13 protein-coding genes are annotated in these 18,560 nt (G+C 58.7%); 6 read left to right on the forward strand and 7 right to left on the reverse strand.

The window, feature by feature from the left end; all coding sequences use genetic code 11:
* Nucleotide 1: 1 nt before the first annotated feature.
* The gene (gene alaS / locus KEHDKFFH_RS04280) at nt 2–2,632 is read right to left on the reverse strand and encodes an alanine--tRNA ligase (RefSeq protein WP_104320755.1); all 2,631 of its coding nucleotides are present in this window, start codon (nt 2,630–2,632) and stop codon (nt 2–4) included.
* Nucleotides 2,633–2,773: 141 nt separating this feature from the next.
* Between alaS and KEHDKFFH_RS04285 the strand changes: the two genes are divergently transcribed.
* Nucleotides 2,774–3,328 (forward strand): RDD family protein, encoded by a 555-nt coding sequence (locus tag KEHDKFFH_RS04285; RefSeq protein ID WP_104320756.1) that lies wholly within the window; start codon nt 2,774–2,776, stop codon nt 3,326–3,328.
* 24 nt (nt 3,329–3,352) lie between these two features.
* Here KEHDKFFH_RS04285 and lptG read toward each other — a convergent pair whose 3' ends face one another.
* Together lptG and lptF are read right to left on the reverse strand one after the other, a co-directional pair.
* Nucleotides 3,353–4,414, reverse strand: coding sequence for an LPS export ABC transporter permease LptG (lptG, locus tag KEHDKFFH_RS04290; RefSeq protein ID WP_104320757.1), 1,062 nt, complete (start codon nt 4,412–4,414; stop codon nt 3,353–3,355).
* Nucleotides 4,401–5,510 (reverse strand): LPS export ABC transporter permease LptF, encoded by a 1,110-nt coding sequence (gene lptF / locus KEHDKFFH_RS04295; RefSeq protein ID WP_104320758.1) that lies wholly within the window; start codon nt 5,508–5,510, stop codon nt 4,401–4,403. Before lptF ends, lptG begins: the two co-directional genes overlap by 14 nt.
* Before the next feature lie 242 nt (nt 5,511–5,752).
* On the opposite strand from lptF, the gene KEHDKFFH_RS04300 reads away from it, so the two are divergent.
* The 5 genes from KEHDKFFH_RS04300 (at nt 5,753) to KEHDKFFH_RS04320 (ending at nt 12,396) form a co-directional block, all read left to right on the forward strand.
* Nucleotides 5,753–7,246: a leucyl aminopeptidase gene (locus tag KEHDKFFH_RS04300; protein WP_104320759.1), complete on the forward strand. Its 1,494-nt coding sequence runs from the start codon at nt 5,753–5,755 to the stop codon at nt 7,244–7,246.
* Nucleotides 7,233–7,748, forward strand: a complete 516-nt coding sequence (locus KEHDKFFH_RS04305) for a DNA polymerase III subunit chi (RefSeq protein WP_104320760.1) — start codon at nt 7,233–7,235, stop codon at nt 7,746–7,748. Before KEHDKFFH_RS04300 ends, KEHDKFFH_RS04305 begins: the two co-directional genes overlap by 14 nt.
* Nucleotides 7,749–8,073: 325 nt before the next feature.
* Nucleotides 8,074–10,926, forward strand: coding sequence for a valine--tRNA ligase (locus KEHDKFFH_RS04310; protein ID WP_104320761.1), 2,853 nt, complete (start codon nt 8,074–8,076; stop codon nt 10,924–10,926).
* A gap of 5 nt (nt 10,927–10,931) precedes the next feature.
* On the forward strand, nt 10,932–11,825 hold the full coding sequence (locus KEHDKFFH_RS04315; RefSeq protein ID WP_104320762.1) for a ketopantoate reductase family protein: 894 nt from the start codon (nt 10,932–10,934) through the stop codon (nt 11,823–11,825).
* A 13-nt stretch (nt 11,826–11,838) separates the two neighbouring features.
* Nucleotides 11,839–12,396: a cob(I)yrinic acid a,c-diamide adenosyltransferase gene (locus KEHDKFFH_RS04320; protein ID WP_104320763.1), complete on the forward strand. Its 558-nt coding sequence runs from the start codon at nt 11,839–11,841 to the stop codon at nt 12,394–12,396.
* Nucleotides 12,397–12,438: 42 nt separating this feature from the next.
* Here KEHDKFFH_RS04320 and KEHDKFFH_RS04325 read toward each other — a convergent pair whose 3' ends face one another.
* The 4 genes from KEHDKFFH_RS04325 to KEHDKFFH_RS04340 form a co-directional block, all read right to left on the reverse strand.
* The gene (locus KEHDKFFH_RS04325) at nt 12,439–14,469 is read right to left on the reverse strand and encodes a methyl-accepting chemotaxis protein (protein ID WP_104320764.1); all 2,031 of its coding nucleotides are present in this window, start codon (nt 14,467–14,469) and stop codon (nt 12,439–12,441) included.
* Nucleotides 14,470–14,589: 120 nt separating this feature from the next.
* Nucleotides 14,590–15,477, reverse strand: coding sequence for a histidine kinase (locus KEHDKFFH_RS04330; RefSeq protein WP_104320765.1), 888 nt, complete (start codon nt 15,475–15,477; stop codon nt 14,590–14,592).
* Nucleotides 15,478–16,104: a 1,6-anhydro-N-acetylmuramyl-L-alanine amidase AmpD gene (gene ampD / locus KEHDKFFH_RS04335; protein ID WP_104320766.1), complete on the reverse strand. Its 627-nt coding sequence runs from the start codon at nt 16,102–16,104 to the stop codon at nt 15,478–15,480.
* A gap of 71 nt (nt 16,105–16,175) precedes the next feature.
* Entirely contained in the window at nt 16,176–18,485 is a 2,310-nt protein-coding gene (locus KEHDKFFH_RS04340) for a DUF1631 domain-containing protein (protein WP_104320767.1), read from the reverse strand.
* Between the last annotated feature and the right edge of the window lie 75 nt (nt 18,486–18,560).

The following is an 18,560-nucleotide window of genomic DNA, read 5'->3' on the forward strand; positions in this document are numbered from 1 at the left end:
CTTAAGCGATATTTTTCTCGACCCAACCGGCCACACCTGCCAAGGCATCTTCCAGCTTGGACGGATCGTTACCACCGCCCTGAGCCATATCGGGTCGCCCCCCGCCCTTGCCGTCAACCTGGGCCGCCAGATGCTTCATCAGGTCTCCGGCCTTGATCCGGCCAGTGGCAGATTTTGTAACGCCGGCCACCAGAGTCACCTTGCCATCTTCCACGCTGGCAAGCACCACAACACCCTCGCCCAGCTTGTTCTTCAGCTGATCGGCCGTTTCCATCAGGGCCTTGCGGTCAGCGCCTTCCAGTTCGGAAGCCACCACCTTGAGCCCGGCCACATCAACAGCTGTGCTGGCCAGATCAGTGCCTGCAGAAGAGGCGAGTTTTGCTTTCAGGGCATCCACTTCCTTTTCCAGCTGACGGTTACGATCAATGGTCTGCTGGACCTTTTCAATCACGGACTCGCGAGAGCCTTTCACCAGGCGAGCCGCCTCACGAAGGGTACGCTCGGTGCCATCAATCCAATCCAATGCCCCCATGCCGGTAACGGCTTCGATACGACGCACACCGGAGGAAATGCCACTTTCAGAGGTAATACGGAAAAGACCAATGTCACCGGTGCGGGAAACGTGGGTACCGCCACAGAGTTCCACAGAGTAGTTGTCGGTACCCATGCTGAGTACCCGAACCACATCTCCGTATTTTTCCCCAAACAGCGCCATGGCCCCCTTTTCCTGGGCTTTTTCCATGTCGGTAATTTCGGTCTGAACCGGGCTGTTCTCCAGGATCTGCTCGTTCACCTGGCGCTCAATCTCCCGAAGCTGTTCCGGGGTGACCGCTTCGAAATGGGAAAAATCGAAACGCAGCTTGTCCGGATCCACCAGTGAACCCTTCTGGCTCACGTGCTCACCCAATACTTTACGCAGGGCTGCATGCAACAGGTGGGTGGCGGAGTGATTACGCTTGGTACGCTCACGGCGGGCATGATCAATCCGCGCATCTACTTCCAGCCCCGGGAACAGCTCGCCTTCGATCAGGGTGCCAAGGTGCAGGTGGTTATCCCCTTCCTTGCGTGTATCCGTCACCTTGAATCGGCCGCCACTCCAGGTCAGCAGACCGGTATCTCCGACCTGACCACCGGATTCGGCATAGAACGGCGTGCGCTCAAGCACGACAACCGCTTCATCACCGGCTTCGGCGGTCTTCTCTTCGCCGTTGACAATCACAGCGCGGATTTTCTCGTGGCCGTCAATGTGTTCGTAACCGGTGAACTCGGTCTTGCCTTCCAGCTGCAGGCCGGCGGCGTTGTAGTCGATACCGAACTTGCTCGCTGCCCGGGCGCGTTCGCGCTGAGCTTCCATGGCCTTTTCATAGCCTTCGTAATCCAGCGTCAGGCCCCGTTCACGGGCAATGTCGTTGGTCAGGTCAACGGGGAAACCATAGGTGTCATAAAGCGTGAAGATGGTCTCGCCCGGAATCTCGCTGCCCTTGAGCTCGGCAATGTCCTGCTCAAGCAGGCGCAGGCCCTTGTCCAGGGTCTTGGCAAACTGTTCCTCTTCCTGCAGCAACACCTTTTCAATCTGTTTGCGACTGCTGACCAGTTGCGGGAAGGCATCGCCCATAAGCTCGCACAGGGCCCCGGTGAGCTTGTAGAAGAACGGCCCGGTTGCACCAAGCTTGTTACCATGGCGCGCCGCACGACGGATGATCCGGCGCAGCACAAAACCGCGGCCCTCGTTAGACGGCATCACGCCATCTGCGATCAGGAAGGCGCAGGAACGAATGTGGTCGGCAACAACACGGAGCGACGCTTCGGTCGTTGCCGCGCCACCCAGAATCTGCGAGGCAGCGGCCAGAAGATCCTGGAACAGATCGATCTCATAATTGCTGTGCACACCCTGCAGAACCGCGGTGATTCGCTCCAGGCCCATGCCGGTGTCGACAGACGGCTTGGGCAGCTTCAGCATCTCACCGTCGGCGGTGCGGTTGTACTGCATGAACACCACGTTCCAGATTTCGATGTAGCGGTCGCCATCTTCTTCCGGTGACCCGGGAGGTCCACCAGCGACATCCGGGCCGTGATCGTAGAAGATTTCAGTGCAAGGGCCGCAGGGACCGGTGTCGCCCATCTGCCAGAAGTTGTCAGAGGCATAACGGCCGCCCTTGTTGTCGCCAATACGGACGATACGGTCCGCCGGCACTCCGATTTCCTTGTTCCAGATATCGAATGCCTCGTCATCTTCGGCGTAAACGGTTACCCAGAGTTTTTCCTGGGGCAGGTTCAGCCAGTTCTCGCCGGTAAGAAATGTCCAGGCGTAGTTGATCGCTTCCCGCTTGAAGTAGTCACCAAAACTGAAGTTGCCCAGCATCTCGAAAAAGGTGTGGTGACGGGCGGTGTAGCCGACGTTTTCGAGGTCGTTGTGCTTGCCACCAGCGCGGACACATTTCTGGGAGGAGGTAGCCCGGGTGTAGTCACGCTCTTCACGGCCCAGGAACAGATCCTTGAACTGGTTCATTCCCGCATTCGTAAACAACAATGTGGGGTCGTCCGCAGGTACCAGCGAACTACTTGGAACAATGGTGTGACCTTGCTGCTTGAAATAATCGAGGAATGCCTGTCGCAACTCTGCGGTTTTCATAGCCCTTTGATACCTTTCCAGAAACCCGGCGGAAATGCCGCCCGGTCCGCGATTGAATACGAATACTTACATGCTTGTGCAAATCCGCTACTCTAGCACACGCCGAGAACAGGAAAAACGTGAAACATCACAGGAGATTCCATGCCCCGACGCTTCCATGACGCCGAGGAATTATTCCCACCAGCCACCGCCCTGAAGCGTGCCCTTGCCATTATTTACGACGGTTTGATCAGCATTGCCGTGCTGCTTGTCGCTACCTGGGGCTACACCATGGTGGCCGGCGGGGTTACCGGCTGGGATCGATACGAGCAAATGGCCGAATCCGGCCAGCTCTCGGGAGACCCCGGGCTGACGTTCACCCTGTTTCTGGTTCTTTACCTGTTCTTCGGCTATTTCTGGACCCGCATCGGCCAGACCCTGGGGATGCAGGTGTGGCGGATCCGCATTGAAAATATTGACGGCACGTCAGTGAGCTGGACCAAGGCGCTCAGGCGCTATGTGACGGCGGCTGCGGTGATCTTCCTGACGCTCCTGGGCAGCTACTATCTCGGAGCCGCCACTCTGTTTCTGAGCATCCCGGCGATTATCGCTCTGTTCTATCCAATTAACGGTCTTTCGGTTACTGATCGCCTGTCAGACAGTGTCGTTGTCTCGGTTCCGAAGGAAACCGCAACGAAAAAGAGCGCAGCGAAGTAACGGCAGATTACAGGGCCGGGCCTGCTACCCGGCCCGGCGCATCAAGATAGCCCCGACAACCGCATTTACTGCGATTGGCACCAGTACCGCCAGCATCGGGTTAAAGCCGTACACAAGACTCATGGGCCCCAGCAGATCCTGCATGTATTTGAAGAGCAGCCCCACCAACAGCCCGGTAAAAACACGGAACCCCATGGTGACCGAGCGTAAGGGCCCGAAAATAAAGGATATGGCGACCAGCACCATCACCGCAGTGCCCAGAGGCATGAGGGCCTTTTTCCAGAATGCCAGCCAGTAACGGGAGGCATTGAGGTTCTGTTCTCCCAGATACCGGGCGTAGGTGAACAGACCGGTCATGGACAGATTTTCCGGCTTCACAATCAGCACACTCAGAACGCTCGGTGACAGGCCCGTCTCCCATCTCAGTGTCTGGTTTTCCGAACGGGTGGTTCTGTCCTCTTCGAACTCAGTGGTGCGCACCTTCTCCAGGAGCCAATAATCGCCCTGATAAATGGCCCTTTCCGCAAAGCTTGCCGCCAGCAGTTGCCTGTCTTCGTCAAACCGGAAGCGCGAGACACCGTGAAGCACGCCGTTGGGCTGCACCGCATTCAGGTGAATGTAGACGTTCCCTTCCTTGTGCCAGACCCCGGACGCCGACGCCACGTTGGTGCTCGCACCCAGCGCCACGGCCTTGTCGCTCTGTGCGACACGCTCTGCCGGCGGGGCCACGTATTCGCCAATCAACACCCCGAGGATGACGACAACCAGAGCCGGTTTCATGGCCGACCAGACTATGCGCTTGAGCGAGACACCGGCCGCCCGAATCACTGTCAGCTCCGATGAACTCGCCATGGAACCCAGCCCCACCAGACACCCCATGAAGGCGCCCAGCGGCAGATAATCGTAGATGCGACGCGGCAGTGTCAGGAAGACGTACCAGAGCGCTTCCAGCGTCTGGTACTCGCTCCGGGTATCCTCAAGCTCGGCGATAAAAGCAAAGATCAGATCCAGCGACAGCACCACCACCATCACCAGGAACATGGCGCCGCCGACGGTCCGCATTACATAGCCGTCAATCCTCCGCATGCACAGCCCCCTCCCGCATCAACCGCCTGCGATGCAGCCAATCTGGGCCAAACTGCAGCCAGAGGCCAAAACCGATAAACAGGGCATGAACCCAGAGCATGCCGACCCACTCGGGGACCTTGCCCTCGGCCAACCAGTCGCGGGCAACGATCAGCAAGCCCAGGTAGGTAATGTAAACCAGCATCGCCGGAAGCAGGTGAAAGAACCTGCCCTGGCGGGGGTTCACCCGGCTCAAGCGCACCGCCAGCAAAGTCACCACCGGTACAATCAGCGGCAGTGAAAGGCGCCAGTGCAACAAAGCACGATCTTCAAGCCGATCTGACTGCATCAGACTCCAAGTACTGGCACCCTCTTCCAGCTCCCGGGTTCCGGCCTTGCCGCTCTCGATTTTCAGGCCGTAGGCCTCGAAATCAATGGTGGTGTAATCCAGCTCACCAGCAGCCCCCTCGAAGCGGCCACCCTCTTCAAGAATCAAAAATCGGCTTCCGGTTTCGGGGTCCACCAGCTGGGAACCGGAATCGGCCGTGATAATGGTCAACCCCTGACCGTTGTCGGCATATTCAGCGATAAAGACGCCCTGCAGGCGGCGCTTGTCTTCGCTCAGGCCTTCGGTGTACGTCACCCGTCCGCCCGAAGAGAAATCCTGAAAGCGACCCGGCGCCAGCATCTCGAACTCCGTGGCCTTACGCTGCTCATTAAAAATCTCTTCAACCTGGTTCATCCCCCAGGGCGAGACGTAAAGACTCATGGCGCCGACAATTATCATCACCGGCAGACTGCCCAGGAGGGTTTTACCCAACAAGGCCTTGTCACTGACACCGCAGGCGAACAACACCGTCATTTCGCTTTCGAGGTACATGCGACCGTAAGCGAGCAGAATGCCAATAAAAAGACCCAGTGGCAGTATCAGTTCGAGGAAACCCGGAAAACGGTAAGCCATGATTTCGAACAGAACACCGGCGGAAATGCTCCCCTGGGCTGCACTGTCGAGGTATTTCAGGAAACGGCCGCTCATGAACACCAGCAGCAGGATGCCGGAAACGGCAACCATGCTGATCATGATCTGGCGGATGAGGTAACGGAAAATGATGCTCAAATCGGTCTCTCTGGCCGTATCCGTTGAAACGTGGAGGTCGCTGGGAACTGCGCGTATTCTATGTAACCTTGGTGCCGAATGACAGAGTAGTGGTATTACACCGATATGGAGGCACGAACAGGCACCCAAGCCGCGCCAATCGCTTGATAATTTCCCGGCAAGCCCCAATGCTAGACTAGATCACAATCAAGAACGATTCCCGCCGTCGGCGGATGTTTCGCGAACAATCAACAGGAGTTGCCATGAATTTCAGCCTGAGCAGTAAAGCCATCGCCAGTGCCAAAGCAGACTGCCTCGTAATCGGCTTGCCTGAGAAAGGTACCTGGCCAGATTCTACCAATCAGGCCGATGAGGCACTCGGCGGGCTGATCAAGACACTCCAGAAGGCCGGCGACCTTTCCGGCAAGAATGCCACGACCCTGACAATTCCCCTGACAGACCAGCCCTGGAGCCGTCTGCTCGTGGTTGGCACTGGTAAGGATACTGATCGCAGCCCTGCCAACTACCGCAAAGCGCTGATCGCGATGATGACCGCGCTCAAGGATGGCCCGTCGAAAAGTGTGGTCATCGCCCTGGCGGACACGACGGTAACCGGAGAAGAGGCCGCGAGTTCCGAAGCCGCCCGACTGAGCCTGATCGGCCGCACCCTGGAAGACCAGCTTTACACCTTCAGCGACTTCAAGAGCGAAAAACCCGCCGCCCGCAAGCTCAACAAAGCCGTTGTGCTTGCCTCCAGTGCCGGCAAGGCTCTCAAGGATGCTTTCAACCTCGGCCTGGCTACCGGGCGTGGCATGAACCTGGCCCGGGATCTCGGCAATACCCCGCCAAACATCTGCCACCCGGAGTGGCTGGCCCAGCAGGCCAAGAAACTGGCCAAGGACTACGACTGCATCAAGACCGAAGTGCTTGATGAAAAGCAGATGGAAAAGATGGGCATGAACACCATCCTGGCCGTCGGCAAAGGCAGCACCCAGCCGCCGCGCCTGATCGTGATGGAATACCGTGGTGGCAAGGCCAAGGACAAGCCCCACGTACTTGTCGGCAAAGGCATCACCTTCGACACCGGCGGCATCAGCCTGAAGCCTGGCGAGGGCATGGATGAGATGAAGTACGACATGGGCGGCTCCGCCAGCGTCTTCGGCGCCATGAAAGTCCTGGCCGAAACCCAACCCAAGATTAACGTGGTAGCCGTGATTGCCGCGGCGGAAAACATGCCGGACGGCGGCGCTTCCCGCCCGGGCGACATCGTAACTACCCTGTCGGGCATGACCGTCGAAATCCTCAACACCGATGCCGAGGGCCGACTTGTACTGTGCGACGCCCTTACCTACGTGAAGAAATTCGACCCGGCCGCCGTTATCGATCTGGCGACGCTGACCGGTGCCTGCATCATTGCCCTTGGTAACCACGCCACCGGCCTACTGGCCAATAACGATGACCTGGCCGACGAACTGCTGGCCGCAGGCGAACGTGCCGGTGACCGAGCCTGGCGCCTGCCCCTTTGGGACGAATACCAGAGCCAGCTGGACAGCAATTTCGCCGACATGGCCAACATCGGCGGCCGCCCGGCCGGCACCATCACCGCGGCCTGCTTCCTGTCCCGGTTCGCCAAGGACTACCGCTGGGCGCACCTGGACATCGCCGGCACCGCCTGGCATTCCGGCAAAGCCAAAGGCTCCTCCGGCCGTCCGGTCCCTCTGTTGGTCGACTACCTGATGTCCCATGCCGGAAAATAACCCGGCGCCCTCTCCGGAACCCGGCAGCCCTGCTGCCGGACCTTCCGGGCAGGAAGACCGGAACCAACGCTACTGGTTCCATATCCTCGCCCAGGACACCCCCGCCGCCCGTAACCTCCACGCCGCCAAACTCGTGGACAAAGCCTGGCAGCAGGGAGACCGCGTGTGCATCGTTTGCGATACCATGCAACATGCAGAAGAACTGGACGACCTGCTCTGGAACTTCAGCCCCGACGCGTTCATCCCCCACAGCGTTGTCCCCGACTCTGCCTCCAGTTGCTCCGACCCCGTCGGCATCCTGCTGTGCCCGCCGGTGGCTGAAGACTGGGATACCGTGATCATTCTCTCGGCAACGCTGCCGGCGGATGCGGACCGTTTTAAGCGGCTTGCGCTGGTTGCCCATAACGATCCGAATGTTCTCAATCAGGCCCGGTCGCATTTCAAGCAGTTGCGGGCATTGGGGATTGAACCACGGGTGCATGACCTCAGGAAGCAGAGATAGCCCGTGTCGGGTTACGCTTCGCTAACCCGACCTACGGTTCTAACCCGACCTACGGTTCTGTCCTGTAAGCGAATTGCACATAGATCGAAAAGTGAGTTTGGGGGATGCTTTCCAAAACTGTTGAGGGCCAAGGACGGCCCGAAACAAGCGCACATGGATGTGCTCGTAGCGTGTTTTGGAAAGCATCCCCCAAACTCACCGGCACTAACTCCTCAGTCCTGAAGCAAGAAGCCACCTCCAGGGTTCGCCGCAAACCGGGCGACCATGTATAATCGGGCGTCTCAATTTTCCCTTGTGAATCAACCAACGGTCACTGCAGAACCCCATGGAAAAAACCTACCAGCCAGAAAACATCGAGCGCCAGTGGTACGAAAACTGGGAATCCAAAGGGTACTTCCGCCCCAGCGGTGAAGGCCAGTCCTACAGCATCGCCATCCCGCCGCCCAACGTCACCGGCAGCCTGCACATGGGCCACGCGTTCCAGCACACCATCATGGACACCCTCACCCGCTTCAAGCGCATGCAGGGCCACAACGCACTGTGGACCGTCGGTACAGACCACGCCGGCATCGCCACCCAGATGGTGGTTGAACGCAAACTGGCCGCTGAAGAAGACAAGACCCGCCACGACCTGGGCCGGGAAGAGTTCATCAAGCGCATCTGGGACTGGAAAGAACATTCGGGCGGTACCATCACCCGTCAGATCCGGCGCCTCGGCAACTCCGTGGACTGGGACAACGAACGCTTCACCATGGACGACGGCTTCTACAAAGCCGTTCAGGAAGTGTTTATCCGTCTTTACGACGAGGGCCTTGTCTATCGCGGCAAGCGGCTGGTCAACTGGGACCCGAAACTGCACACCGCCATTTCTGATCTGGAAGTGGAAAACAAGGAAGAAAAAGGCTTTTTCTGGCACCTTCGTTACCCGCTGGCTGACGGTGCGCAAACCCAGGATGGCAAGGATTACCTGGTGGTCGCCACCACCCGACCGGAAACCATGCTCGGTGACACGGCCGTGGCCGTGCATCCGGAAGACGAGCGCTACCAGCATCTGATTGGCAAGCACGTGATGCTGCCACTGGTGAACCGCCGTATCCCCATCGTTGCCGACCACCACGCCGATCCGGAAAAAGGCTCCGGCTGCGTCAAGATCACGCCGGCCCACGACTTCAACGACTACGCCGTCGGCAAGCGCAACAACCTGCCGATGATCAACGTCATGACCCAGGATGCCAACATCAGGGACGTGGCCGAAGTGTTCAACGCTGACGGCACTGAAAACACCGACCTCGACGGCACCATGCCGAGCGCCTACGCGGGGCTGACCCGCGAAGCGGCCCGCAAACAGATCGTCGCCGACATGGAAACCGAGGGGCTGGTGGAGAACATCGAGGATCACGTCCTCAGCGTCCCCCGTGGTGACCGCTCCGGCCTGATTATCGAGCCGATGCTCACCGACCAGTGGTTTGCCGACGCCAAGACCCTGGCCAAACCGGCCATCGAAGCCGTGGAAGATGGCCGCATCCAGTTCGTACCCAAGCAGTACGAGAACATGTATTTCTCCTGGATGCGGGACATCCAGGACTGGTGTATTTCCCGCCAGCTCTGGTGGGGCCACCGCATCCCGGCCTGGTACGACTCCGAAGGCAACATCTACGTTGGCCGCAGCGAAGACGAAGTTCGCCAGAAGCACAACCTGGATACCAACATCGCCCTGGAGCAGGACGAAGACGTTCTCGACACCTGGTTCAGCTCTGCCCTGTGGACCTTCGGCACCCTGGGCTGGCCGGAGATCACCGAACGCCTGAAAACCTTCCATCCAACCGATGTGCTGGTCACCGGCTTCGACATCATCTTCTTCTGGGTAGCCCGGATGATCATGATGACCATGCATTTCATGAAAAACGAAGACGGTACGCCCCAGGTGCCCTTCCATACCGTGTATGTCACCGGCCTGATCCGGGACGAGCACGGCGACAAAATGTCCAAGTCCAAGGGCAATGTGATCGATCCGCTGGACATGATCGACGGCATCAGCCTGGATGACCTGCTGGAGAAGCGCACCGGCAACCTGATGCAGCCCAAGCTGGCCGAGAAGATCGGTAAGCGCACGAAGAAGGAATTCCCGGAGGGCATCACCGCCCACGGCACCGATGCCCTGCGCTTCACCCTGGCGGCCATGGCCACCACGGGCCGCGATATCAACTGGGACATGAAGCGCCTGGAAGGCTACCGCAACTTCTGCAACAAGCTGTGGAACGCGGCCCGCTACGTGCTGATGAATACAGAGGGCGAAGACTGCGGCGTCAACGATGAGCCGGTGGAGCTTTCCCTGGCCGACCGCTGGATCATAAGCGAGCTGCAGAGCTGCGAGCAAGATGTGATCCGCCACCTGGACCAGTACCGTTTCGACCTCGCGGCCTACGCGTTGTACGAATTCATCTGGAACGAGTACTGCGACTGGTATCTGGAACTGTCCAAGCCGGTTCTGAATGATGAAGACGCCAGTGCCGAAGCCAAACGCGGCACCCGCCGCACCCTGGTGCGCGTACTGGAAGCCGTTCTGCGCCTGGCCCACCCGATGATGCCGTTCATCACCGAGGAAATCTGGCAGCGCATTGCGCCCCTGGCCGGCAAGACCGGCGACAGCATCATGCTGCAGGCCTACCCTCAGCCGGATGCCACCAAACAGGACGCGGCGGTGACCGCAGATATCGAATGGCTGAAAGGCGTTATCGTGGCCGTGCGGAACATCCGGGGCGAGATGAACATCTCTCCGGCGAAAAAGATTCCGGTATTGCTGCGCGGCAAAGACGCGGAAGACCAGCGACGCATGAACGACAACCGCCAGTTCCTCAGTTCCCTTGCCAAGCTGGAGAGCCTTGACTGGTTCGAGGGTGACAAAGCGCCGATGTCTGCCACCCAGTTGGTGGGAGAAATGGAAGTACTGGTCCCCATGGCCGGACTGATTGACAAGGATGCAGAACTCAAGCGTCTGGACAAAGAGCTCGAGCGCCTGCGGAAAGAGATTGGCCGTCTGGAGGGCAAATTGGGGAACGAGAAGTTCACCGCCAAGGCCCCGGCCGAAGTGGTTGAGAAGGAGCAGGAGAAACTCCGGGACGCCCAGAGCAGCCAGGCTCGCCTGAGCCAGCAAAGGGCCGACATCGAGGCCATGTAACCATCATGATCGGTATTCTCGGTGCAGGCTCTCTGGGCAGGCTTTGGGGCGCATTGCTACCCGCTGGTCGCGTTGCCTTCATTGCCAGGCTTGGCGAGCCGACCGACACCGATCTCAGTTACCGTTTCCAGCCCTTTGAAGGGCCGGAATCGCCCGTAACGATTCCATTCCTCAAGACTGGTAACAAGCCACAGCTGATTCTGGTCACAACCAAGGCCGGAGACACCCTGAATGCCCTGGCGGGGGTGATCGACCGGTTCGCCATGGACACCCCCATCCTGCTTTTCCAGAATGGGCTGGGCAGCCAACAGGCTGTTGCCGACCGATGGCCGGGGCGCCCGATCCTGGCCGCCAGCACCACCGAAGGCGCCAACCGGCCGGAGCCCGAGCTTCTCGTTCATGCCGGCACCGGTGATACCTGGGTAGGGCCAATGACCGAGCCCGCTCGAGCCGCTGTCAGCAAAACCGTAGCCTTGCTGGCAGCCACCGGCCTGGCTGTTCATCCCGAGCCGGACATTCTCCAGCGACTCTGGCAAAAACTCATCATCAACGCCGGCATCAATGCCTATACCGCCATCCTGGACTGCCCCAATGGCGAGATTTTAAGTACGCACCTGTATCAGAGCACCATCGACGACCTTTGCCAGGAATTGTCACAACTGATGGGCGCCGCCCTCCAGATCAGGGAAACACCGAACTCCCTACGGCAACGCATCGAGCGGGTGGCTCGCAATACCGCCGGCAACACATCTTCCATGCGTGCCGATGTTCTCCGGGGCCGCCGAACCGAGATAGGCTTTATCAACGGCTACCTGACACAGCTGGGAAATGAACTCGGTATCAAAACGCCAGTGAACCAAATGCTGACCGAACGGGTACAACAACTGTCGTCACACTAACAGGAGCAGACTGATGGGCAACCGCCTTTCCAAGATTTACACCCGCACCGGAGATGATGGCTCCACGGGCCTGGCCGATGGCAACCGTATTGCCAAGAATGCCCAGCGGGTTGAAGCCATGGGCACCGCCGATGAGCTGAATTGTCATATCGGGCTGTTGATCGAGACTCTGGACAGCGACGACGAACTGATTGAAAGCCTGCGCCGTATCCAGCACCACCTGTTCGATCTGGGAGGCGAGTTTGCCATCCCCGGCAGCCGGGTGATCGGCGATGATCACATCGAATGGCTGGAAAACACCCTGGACCGGCATAACGAGGGTCTGCCACCGCTGAAGAACTTTATCCTGCCAGGCGGCACACCGGCGGCAGCCCAGTGCCATCTGGCCCGGGCGGTATCCCGTCGGGCGGAACGGGTAGTTGTTGCCCTCGGCCACGAAGATTCAATCAATACCGCTTCCCGGCACTACCTGAATCGTCTGTCGGACCTGTTGTTTGTCATCGCCCGGGTGCTGGCCCGGCGCGAAGGTGGCGAAGAAATTCTGTGGGAGCAAAAAAAATCCGGCCTCTAGGGGCCGGATTTTTCATCACTGCCAGTCGGAAGCTGGCGCCAGTCAGACCTTGAAGGCCTCCACCAGGCGCTGAAGCGAGGCTGTCAGCTGAGACATTTCCCGTGAGGAACCGAGCGTCTCCTCCGCGTTGGCGGCAGTCCTCTGCCCCAGCTCGCCGATCTGCTCTACGTTCGAATTCACATTCTTGGCAACGGCAGATTGCTCTTCCGCCGCCTGGGCGATCTGGTGACTCATATCCACGATCACCGAAATACCCTTGGCGATCCTGTCCAGAGCCTCGGTTACCTCACCCGACTTCTGCACCGTCGCCTCGGTCACGTCCCGGCTGTTGGTCATGGCGGACACCGCATCTTTCACGCCGCTCTGAAGCCGGGAAATCATACCCTCAATCTCCTCAGTGGATTTATGGGTACGCTGGGAAAGCGAGCGAACCTCATCGGCAACCACCGCAAACCCGCGCCCCTGCTCACCGGCTCGGGCTGCCTCAATTGCGGCGTTCAGGGCCAGCAGATTGGTCTGCTCGGCAATTGCCTTGATCTCAACAAGCACCTGACTGATGTTGTCACTGTCTTTGCTGACCCGGTTGATGACTTCCACGGCACCGGAGATTTCGCCCGCCAGCTTGTTGATGGTTTCAACGGTGTCCGCAACGACGCCACGCCCGGTTTCCGTATCCTGCTCGGCGTTACTGGCGCTGTCTGCAACCCGGTGCGCGCTTTCTGTGACTTCGTGCACCGCCTCAACCATCTGGTTCATGGCTTCGTTAATCTGGCCGCTTTCTTCCATCTGGCGCGCGACAGCCTCGCTGTTTGCCGCTGCGGTATCGTTGACCCGGGTTGCCTGCTGGTCCACGTCCGCCGTGGTCCGGCTGACGGAGCGGATCAGCTCGGCAATCCGGTCGGTCATGTTATTGAATTCCGTGGTCAGCTCGCCCAGCTCATCGCGGTTACGCAAATGGATGTGAGTGGTCATATCGCCGGCAGCAACATTCCGTGCGGCCTCGCTGAAACGATTGATGGCGGTTCGCACCGACATGAAGAAACCGATATAGAGATAGACAACCACCAGCAGGATGGCAATGAGGGCAATGACGATCAGCCGACGCTGGTTGATCTCGCTTTCCAGCCGTGCGCTGAGATTGGCATCGACCACGTTGAAAGCGGCACTCTTGACCTCGTCGAAATGAGCCAGCTGAGCTGACATCAGATCGTCGTATTCCGTCCAGGGCATTTCCAGGCGCATCGGCGTAATCACATTCAGATCCAACTGATCACGGACCACCATCAGGCTTTCATCAACCCGCTGAATGGCCTTTCCGGCCTGCTCTTCGAGGGCGGGCGATGCCTCCGAAGCCAGCGCCAGGGCCGGTGAAAGCAGTGAACTGCGATTGGTCAGCTGGTCATAGATTTCATTCAGGGTTTCGCTCAGGGCATACCCTACCTGGCCCTCAACCAGAGCAAAAATACCGTAGGACTTCGCGCGGCCAATCACGGTGCGCGCGGCAGGAAGTGAGTCGCGAACAAGGCCGAGAACCAGCTGATTTTCCCTGGACGCCCCCTGCCCCAGGCCCGAGATTTCAATGGTGGCCGAAAGCAGAGCCTGTGCCTTCTGGACAAACTCCTGATAATACTTGAACTGGGGATCGAAGCTGCCCTGATAGTTGTCATCCGCCCGAAGTGCCTCCCACTCCTGGCGAAGCGCCTCGACCTGTACGGACCAGGAGCCGCTCGTATCAAATGAGCGATCTTCTGCGGTCAGAGCGGCAAGCAGGCTGTCAATCTCACTGGCCGCCTCTTCCGAAACCGCGGTGATGGCGCTCTCATCCTTGATGATCGCCGGTGAGCGATAGTCTCTATAATCCATAGCAGCATCCACCAGCCGGTCCACCTGCTGAAGCTGCTCAAGCCCCTCGACACCTCTTGTCATGGTCTGAACCGAGCGATTCAGCTCGGAAATGGCAAGCCAGGACAGCCCACCGATCGGCAACAGGAACAGAATGCTGATGAGACTGAACTTGTAGACCATCGGCAGCCGGTTCATCAATGCAATGGCAGGATTAATGAGTTGCTTCACAGGGACCCTCTTGCTGGCATATAACAACTGAACGTTAATTCTTTTCTTATATTGTCGCCTAAAGTCTTAGAAACTTAAGCTTTATTTGTTGTTAAACTGTAACGTTTTATAAAACCGAGGTCAGACAACCCCGGAAATGACCAGCAGAGCGAGCGTGCATATCCATACCAGCATGCTTCTGTTCAGCAAATCCCTTACCGCTCTCAGACTCCTTCCCCCAAACGCTGTCCACTCATCCGGGTGAATCCGGGAAAACCTCGCTGGATCCAGTGCATACCCGGTTAACGACCCGTTGGCCGAAATCATGAGCACCTCCCCGGCTTTTTTGGTTACGCCAGTGAGGGTACGACGAGTTTCCCGCAGCCAGCCGGCAAGGTCTCCTGCAATCCCGAAGGTCAAGGACAGAAGCCTCGCTGGAATCCAGCCGGCCAGGTCCGACATTCGCGTAAACCTCGGCCTGGCCGGCGCCTGAGGCCATTGATCGGCGAGCGCGACCAGACCACGCGCCAGAACCGCGAGGCCGATACCGCCAACCACATACCAGAAAGCCACCAGGAAGAAGCGCTGGAACACTGAAACCATCAATGCCTTGGAGAGGGACAGATGCATGGCCTCGGGAGACACCGCTGCCCCCCGTTCATCGGCCGGCAGAAGGTCTTTCACATGACGCCAGGCCGACTGCATATCTCCCCGCTGCCATGCCTCTGCGTAGGCCCGAAGCACCTGTCGCCAGCCGGGCGTGCCCATGAGCGCGACCAGAACCAGGAACTCCAACGGGTAAGCGGCCATCCTCCAGCCGGAGGCCACCAGGAGATACTCCGCCAGACCGAGAAGAAAAGCCGGTAGAAAAACCAGTGCCAGCCCGATAACAATACCCGCCTCATGGCCCGCCCTGACCCGGCTGCCATTGCGAAACCACCGACGCCAGACCTCATCCCCGGACAGCAGATCCAGGGAGTCCAGACGCCTGCGCACCATGTACGCCAGAAGAAACACAATAAATACCATTCAGACGTTCCTCACGGATCCTTGGGCTGCCTGCAGGGCTGCCCGGAAATACTGCCAGTCGAAGGCAGGCCCCGGATCACTCTTTCTGCCTGGCGCGATGTCACAGTGCCCGGTAATACGGGAGGTGTTGATCGCCGGCCAGGCCGCCATAATCAGGTCCGCCACTTCTGCCAGCTTGAAATACTGCTCTGGGGTGTAGGGAATTTCGTCAGTCCCTTCCAGCTCAATGCCAATGGAAAAGTCATTGCACTCTTCCTGGCCCTCAAAGCATGAGCGGCCAGCATGCCAGGCCCGATCAAGAAGGCTGACAAACTGGACCAGAGCTCCATCACGGCGTATTAACAGGTGGGCCGACACCTGAATGCCCTCAATGGTCCGGAAATAGGGGTGTGCGGAGTGGTCAAGCCGGTTGCAGAAGAAGTCTTCTATTTCAGGGCCGCCAAACTGGCCCGGAGGGAGGCTGATGTTGTGGACGACCAGGAGGGAAATGCCCGCCTTTTCCGGACGGGGCCCGAAATTCGGCGAAGGACACCAGCGGGCGAAGGGGATCCGTCCGGTGTCACGAAGCGATTCTGCGTCGGTACCGGAATCCGTATGGCGCTCGGAGAACACGTCTGTATCGGGCAAAGTAATTCCAAATGTTTCAGAGGATTACACTAACTCTGATTGAATCACAAAGTTGCCACGGTTGCTACGAATCAGTCCTTGCGGCTGCTGCGGAGGTTGTCGATGATCGACTCCAGTGCCCGGTCGAAAATCAGGCCGTCATCGAGCATGCTGATTTTCCCGGCTTCCATGTCTGCAGCCAGCTCCTGGCGCAGATATTCAGCCACCTTGGCACCACTGCGGTTCACAAAGATGTACTTGCCGGTAGCCTTGATAAAGGCCGCAAGTTTGCAGCGCACCTTGGTTTCGTCGCGGGTTAGCTCAATCCAGGAACCCACACGGAGGCTTTCCGCCTTCTCCAGCCATTGTGGCGATACCGGAGCCGAATCGTCTGCCCCGGTTATCCCCGCCGCTTCGGAAGGCGCTTCGTTGACTACCGCAACGGGTGGTTCCACGGGCTCTGACGGAACCGGAGTTTGCTTCAACTCCTCATCTGGTGCTTGTCGGGCCACAGGCGTTTCAACCGAACGTTCGGGTTCTGGCTGGGGCAGGTCCTCAGGTTCTGCAGGTGATTCCGGACGGGACGGCGCGGTTACCAGCCGCTGGAAAACATCTACGTGTGCCAACTCCAGATCACGAATGGCCGCATCGGTGGCAAAGGGATCCCAGGAAATCTCCTGGAGCGCCTTTCGAAGGTCATCCACAATGGCAGGAATTGCCCGCAGAAGCTCTCCCCGGGTGGAATCATTGACCGGTCGAGGATCCACACTCCACACCAGTTGTTCGGTCAGGTTCCGGGCATGCTGCCAGCGATCACTTTCTTCACCTTCCCGGAGAACCACCCATTGCAGATACTTGATCCAGGCTTCGTTGAGCAGGCCCGTAACCGACTCAGGCATGTCTCGCTGCTCAGTCAGCTCCTGCACCAATCCTTCTGCCGCCTGGGACGCCCGCTCCTGACGGGCCCGTCCCTCTTCCGCATCCCGAAGACGTTGCTCCACAAGCTCGCGACGCCTGCGGTCGAGATCCATGAAGTGACTGAAATCTTTAAGTAATTCTTCGAACAAACTGACGTTAGTGGTGAACTCGCCAAGCACCCGGTCTACCACCGATTCGATCTTTTCCCGAAGCGGATCCCTCTGGCCGGTCTTTTTCTCAGTCCAACCAATGGCTGACAGCGCCAGCTCGTTAAGCAGCTTGCGAACCGGGTGACCGCCGCGATTGAAAAAGTTCTTGTCGCTCAATGCCACCTTCAGCACCGGGATCTGCAGACGACCGATCAACGCCTTCATCACCGGATGCAACTGGCGATCCTCCAGAATGAAGTCGAACAGCATGGAGACGAGATTGATCACATCACTGTCTACCTGTCCCACATTCAGGCTCTTGCCGTCACCGGAACGCAGGATGGGCTGAAGCTGCTCGTTCAGCGGCACAACGGCACCTTCGCCCCATTGCCGGCTGCTGGACTGGGCCTCGGTAAGACGCGCCATCAGTCGATCAGTATCAATGTAAGCTTCGCCAGGGGGAGCGGTCCCGATGGCAGAACCAGCATCGCCACGATGCAGCAGCGCACTGAGTTCCGAGAATGTGGCCTGCGACTGAGGCATGCCCTGGCGCTCGCCGGTAAAGCTGGCCTGACCGTCGGCGCCTGTCGGCGCTGAACGCCCCCCTGCCGTGCGCTGACCAGAGCCCGCAGGCACTCTGCCGGTGGGAGGCCGCTTCATATCAGGCATGACTCCCTCATTAATCAGGGTTCGGTTCGCTTCTTTGTAGAAATCACCGAGGGTATCGGCAAGCAGGCGATCAAACAGCTTCAGAACCACCAACTTGGCCCGGATGTCAATGTCGAGGTCGGTACAGGCTTCGGCAACGCCGCCACAGATAATTTCCGGGCTCAAAGGCATCTGAGCGTCTTTCAGATCAATACCCGGCACCAGGTGTCCCACACGCGCTGTCAGCAGGCGGATCTGTTCGGTATAACGATTCCGGAGTTTATTGACCAGGTTGTCCACCGCCACCTGCTGCTCCAGTTCGGAGTGATCAACCAGGCTGAGTGAGTCTTCGTCAACCTCATCCAGCGACCGGCTGCCCTGCTGGGGTTGGAACCTGCCAATTTCATTGAAAGCCTGGCTGACGTACTGGAGGATCGACACCGTCATGGACTTGCGACGAAGCCTGAGCTCGCGCATGGCATCAAAGTAGGCGGTCTGGTCAAGATTCGAGCCGGCTCTGTCGGCAAGTTCGAACAGGGCGTCATCGGCACGATCAAAAAAACTGGCAAGAACGGACTTCAGGGACTGACCCGATGCGTCACGCAGGCGAACAAGTGCTGCAGGCAATGAAAACCGGGCGGGCGACTTCTGGCCTGAAAAGCTGACAACCTTGTTATCGTGCACCATGTCGCTGCTCCGCCTTGTGTTGCGCAAATGCCTGTTTGATTCTCCACTTCACATGATACGAGCTGCCCACGTCAG

It is taken from the genome of Marinobacter maroccanus (assembly GCF_002933275.1).
GTDB lineage: Bacteria > Pseudomonadota > Gammaproteobacteria > Pseudomonadales > Oleiphilaceae > Marinobacter > Marinobacter maroccanus.

Coding starts and splice junctions, on each gene's coding strand:
- alaS (WP_104320755.1), bottom strand. CDS start 2,632: ATGAAAACCGCAGAGTTGCGACAGGCATTCCTCGATTATTTCAAGCAG.
- KEHDKFFH_RS04285 (WP_104320756.1), top strand. CDS start 2,774: ATGCCCCGACGCTTCCATGACGCCGAGGAATTATTCCCACCAGCCACC.
- lptG (WP_104320757.1), bottom strand. CDS start 4,414: ATGCGGAGGATTGACGGCTATGTAATGCGGACCGTCGGCGGCGCCATG.
- KEHDKFFH_RS04300 (WP_104320759.1), top strand. CDS start 5,753: ATGAATTTCAGCCTGAGCAGTAAAGCCATCGCCAGTGCCAAAGCAGAC.
- KEHDKFFH_RS04305 (WP_104320760.1), top strand. CDS start 7,233: ATGCCGGAAAATAACCCGGCGCCCTCTCCGGAACCCGGCAGCCCTGCT.
- KEHDKFFH_RS04310 (WP_104320761.1), top strand. CDS start 8,074: ATGGAAAAAACCTACCAGCCAGAAAACATCGAGCGCCAGTGGTACGAA.
- KEHDKFFH_RS04315 (WP_104320762.1), top strand. CDS start 10,932: ATGATCGGTATTCTCGGTGCAGGCTCTCTGGGCAGGCTTTGGGGCGCA.
- KEHDKFFH_RS04320 (WP_104320763.1), top strand. CDS start 11,839: ATGGGCAACCGCCTTTCCAAGATTTACACCCGCACCGGAGATGATGGC.
- KEHDKFFH_RS04330 (WP_104320765.1), bottom strand. CDS start 15,477: ATGGTATTTATTGTGTTTCTTCTGGCGTACATGGTGCGCAGGCGTCTG.
- KEHDKFFH_RS04340 (WP_104320767.1), bottom strand. CDS start 18,485: ATGGTGCACGATAACAAGGTTGTCAGCTTTTCAGGCCAGAAGTCGCCC.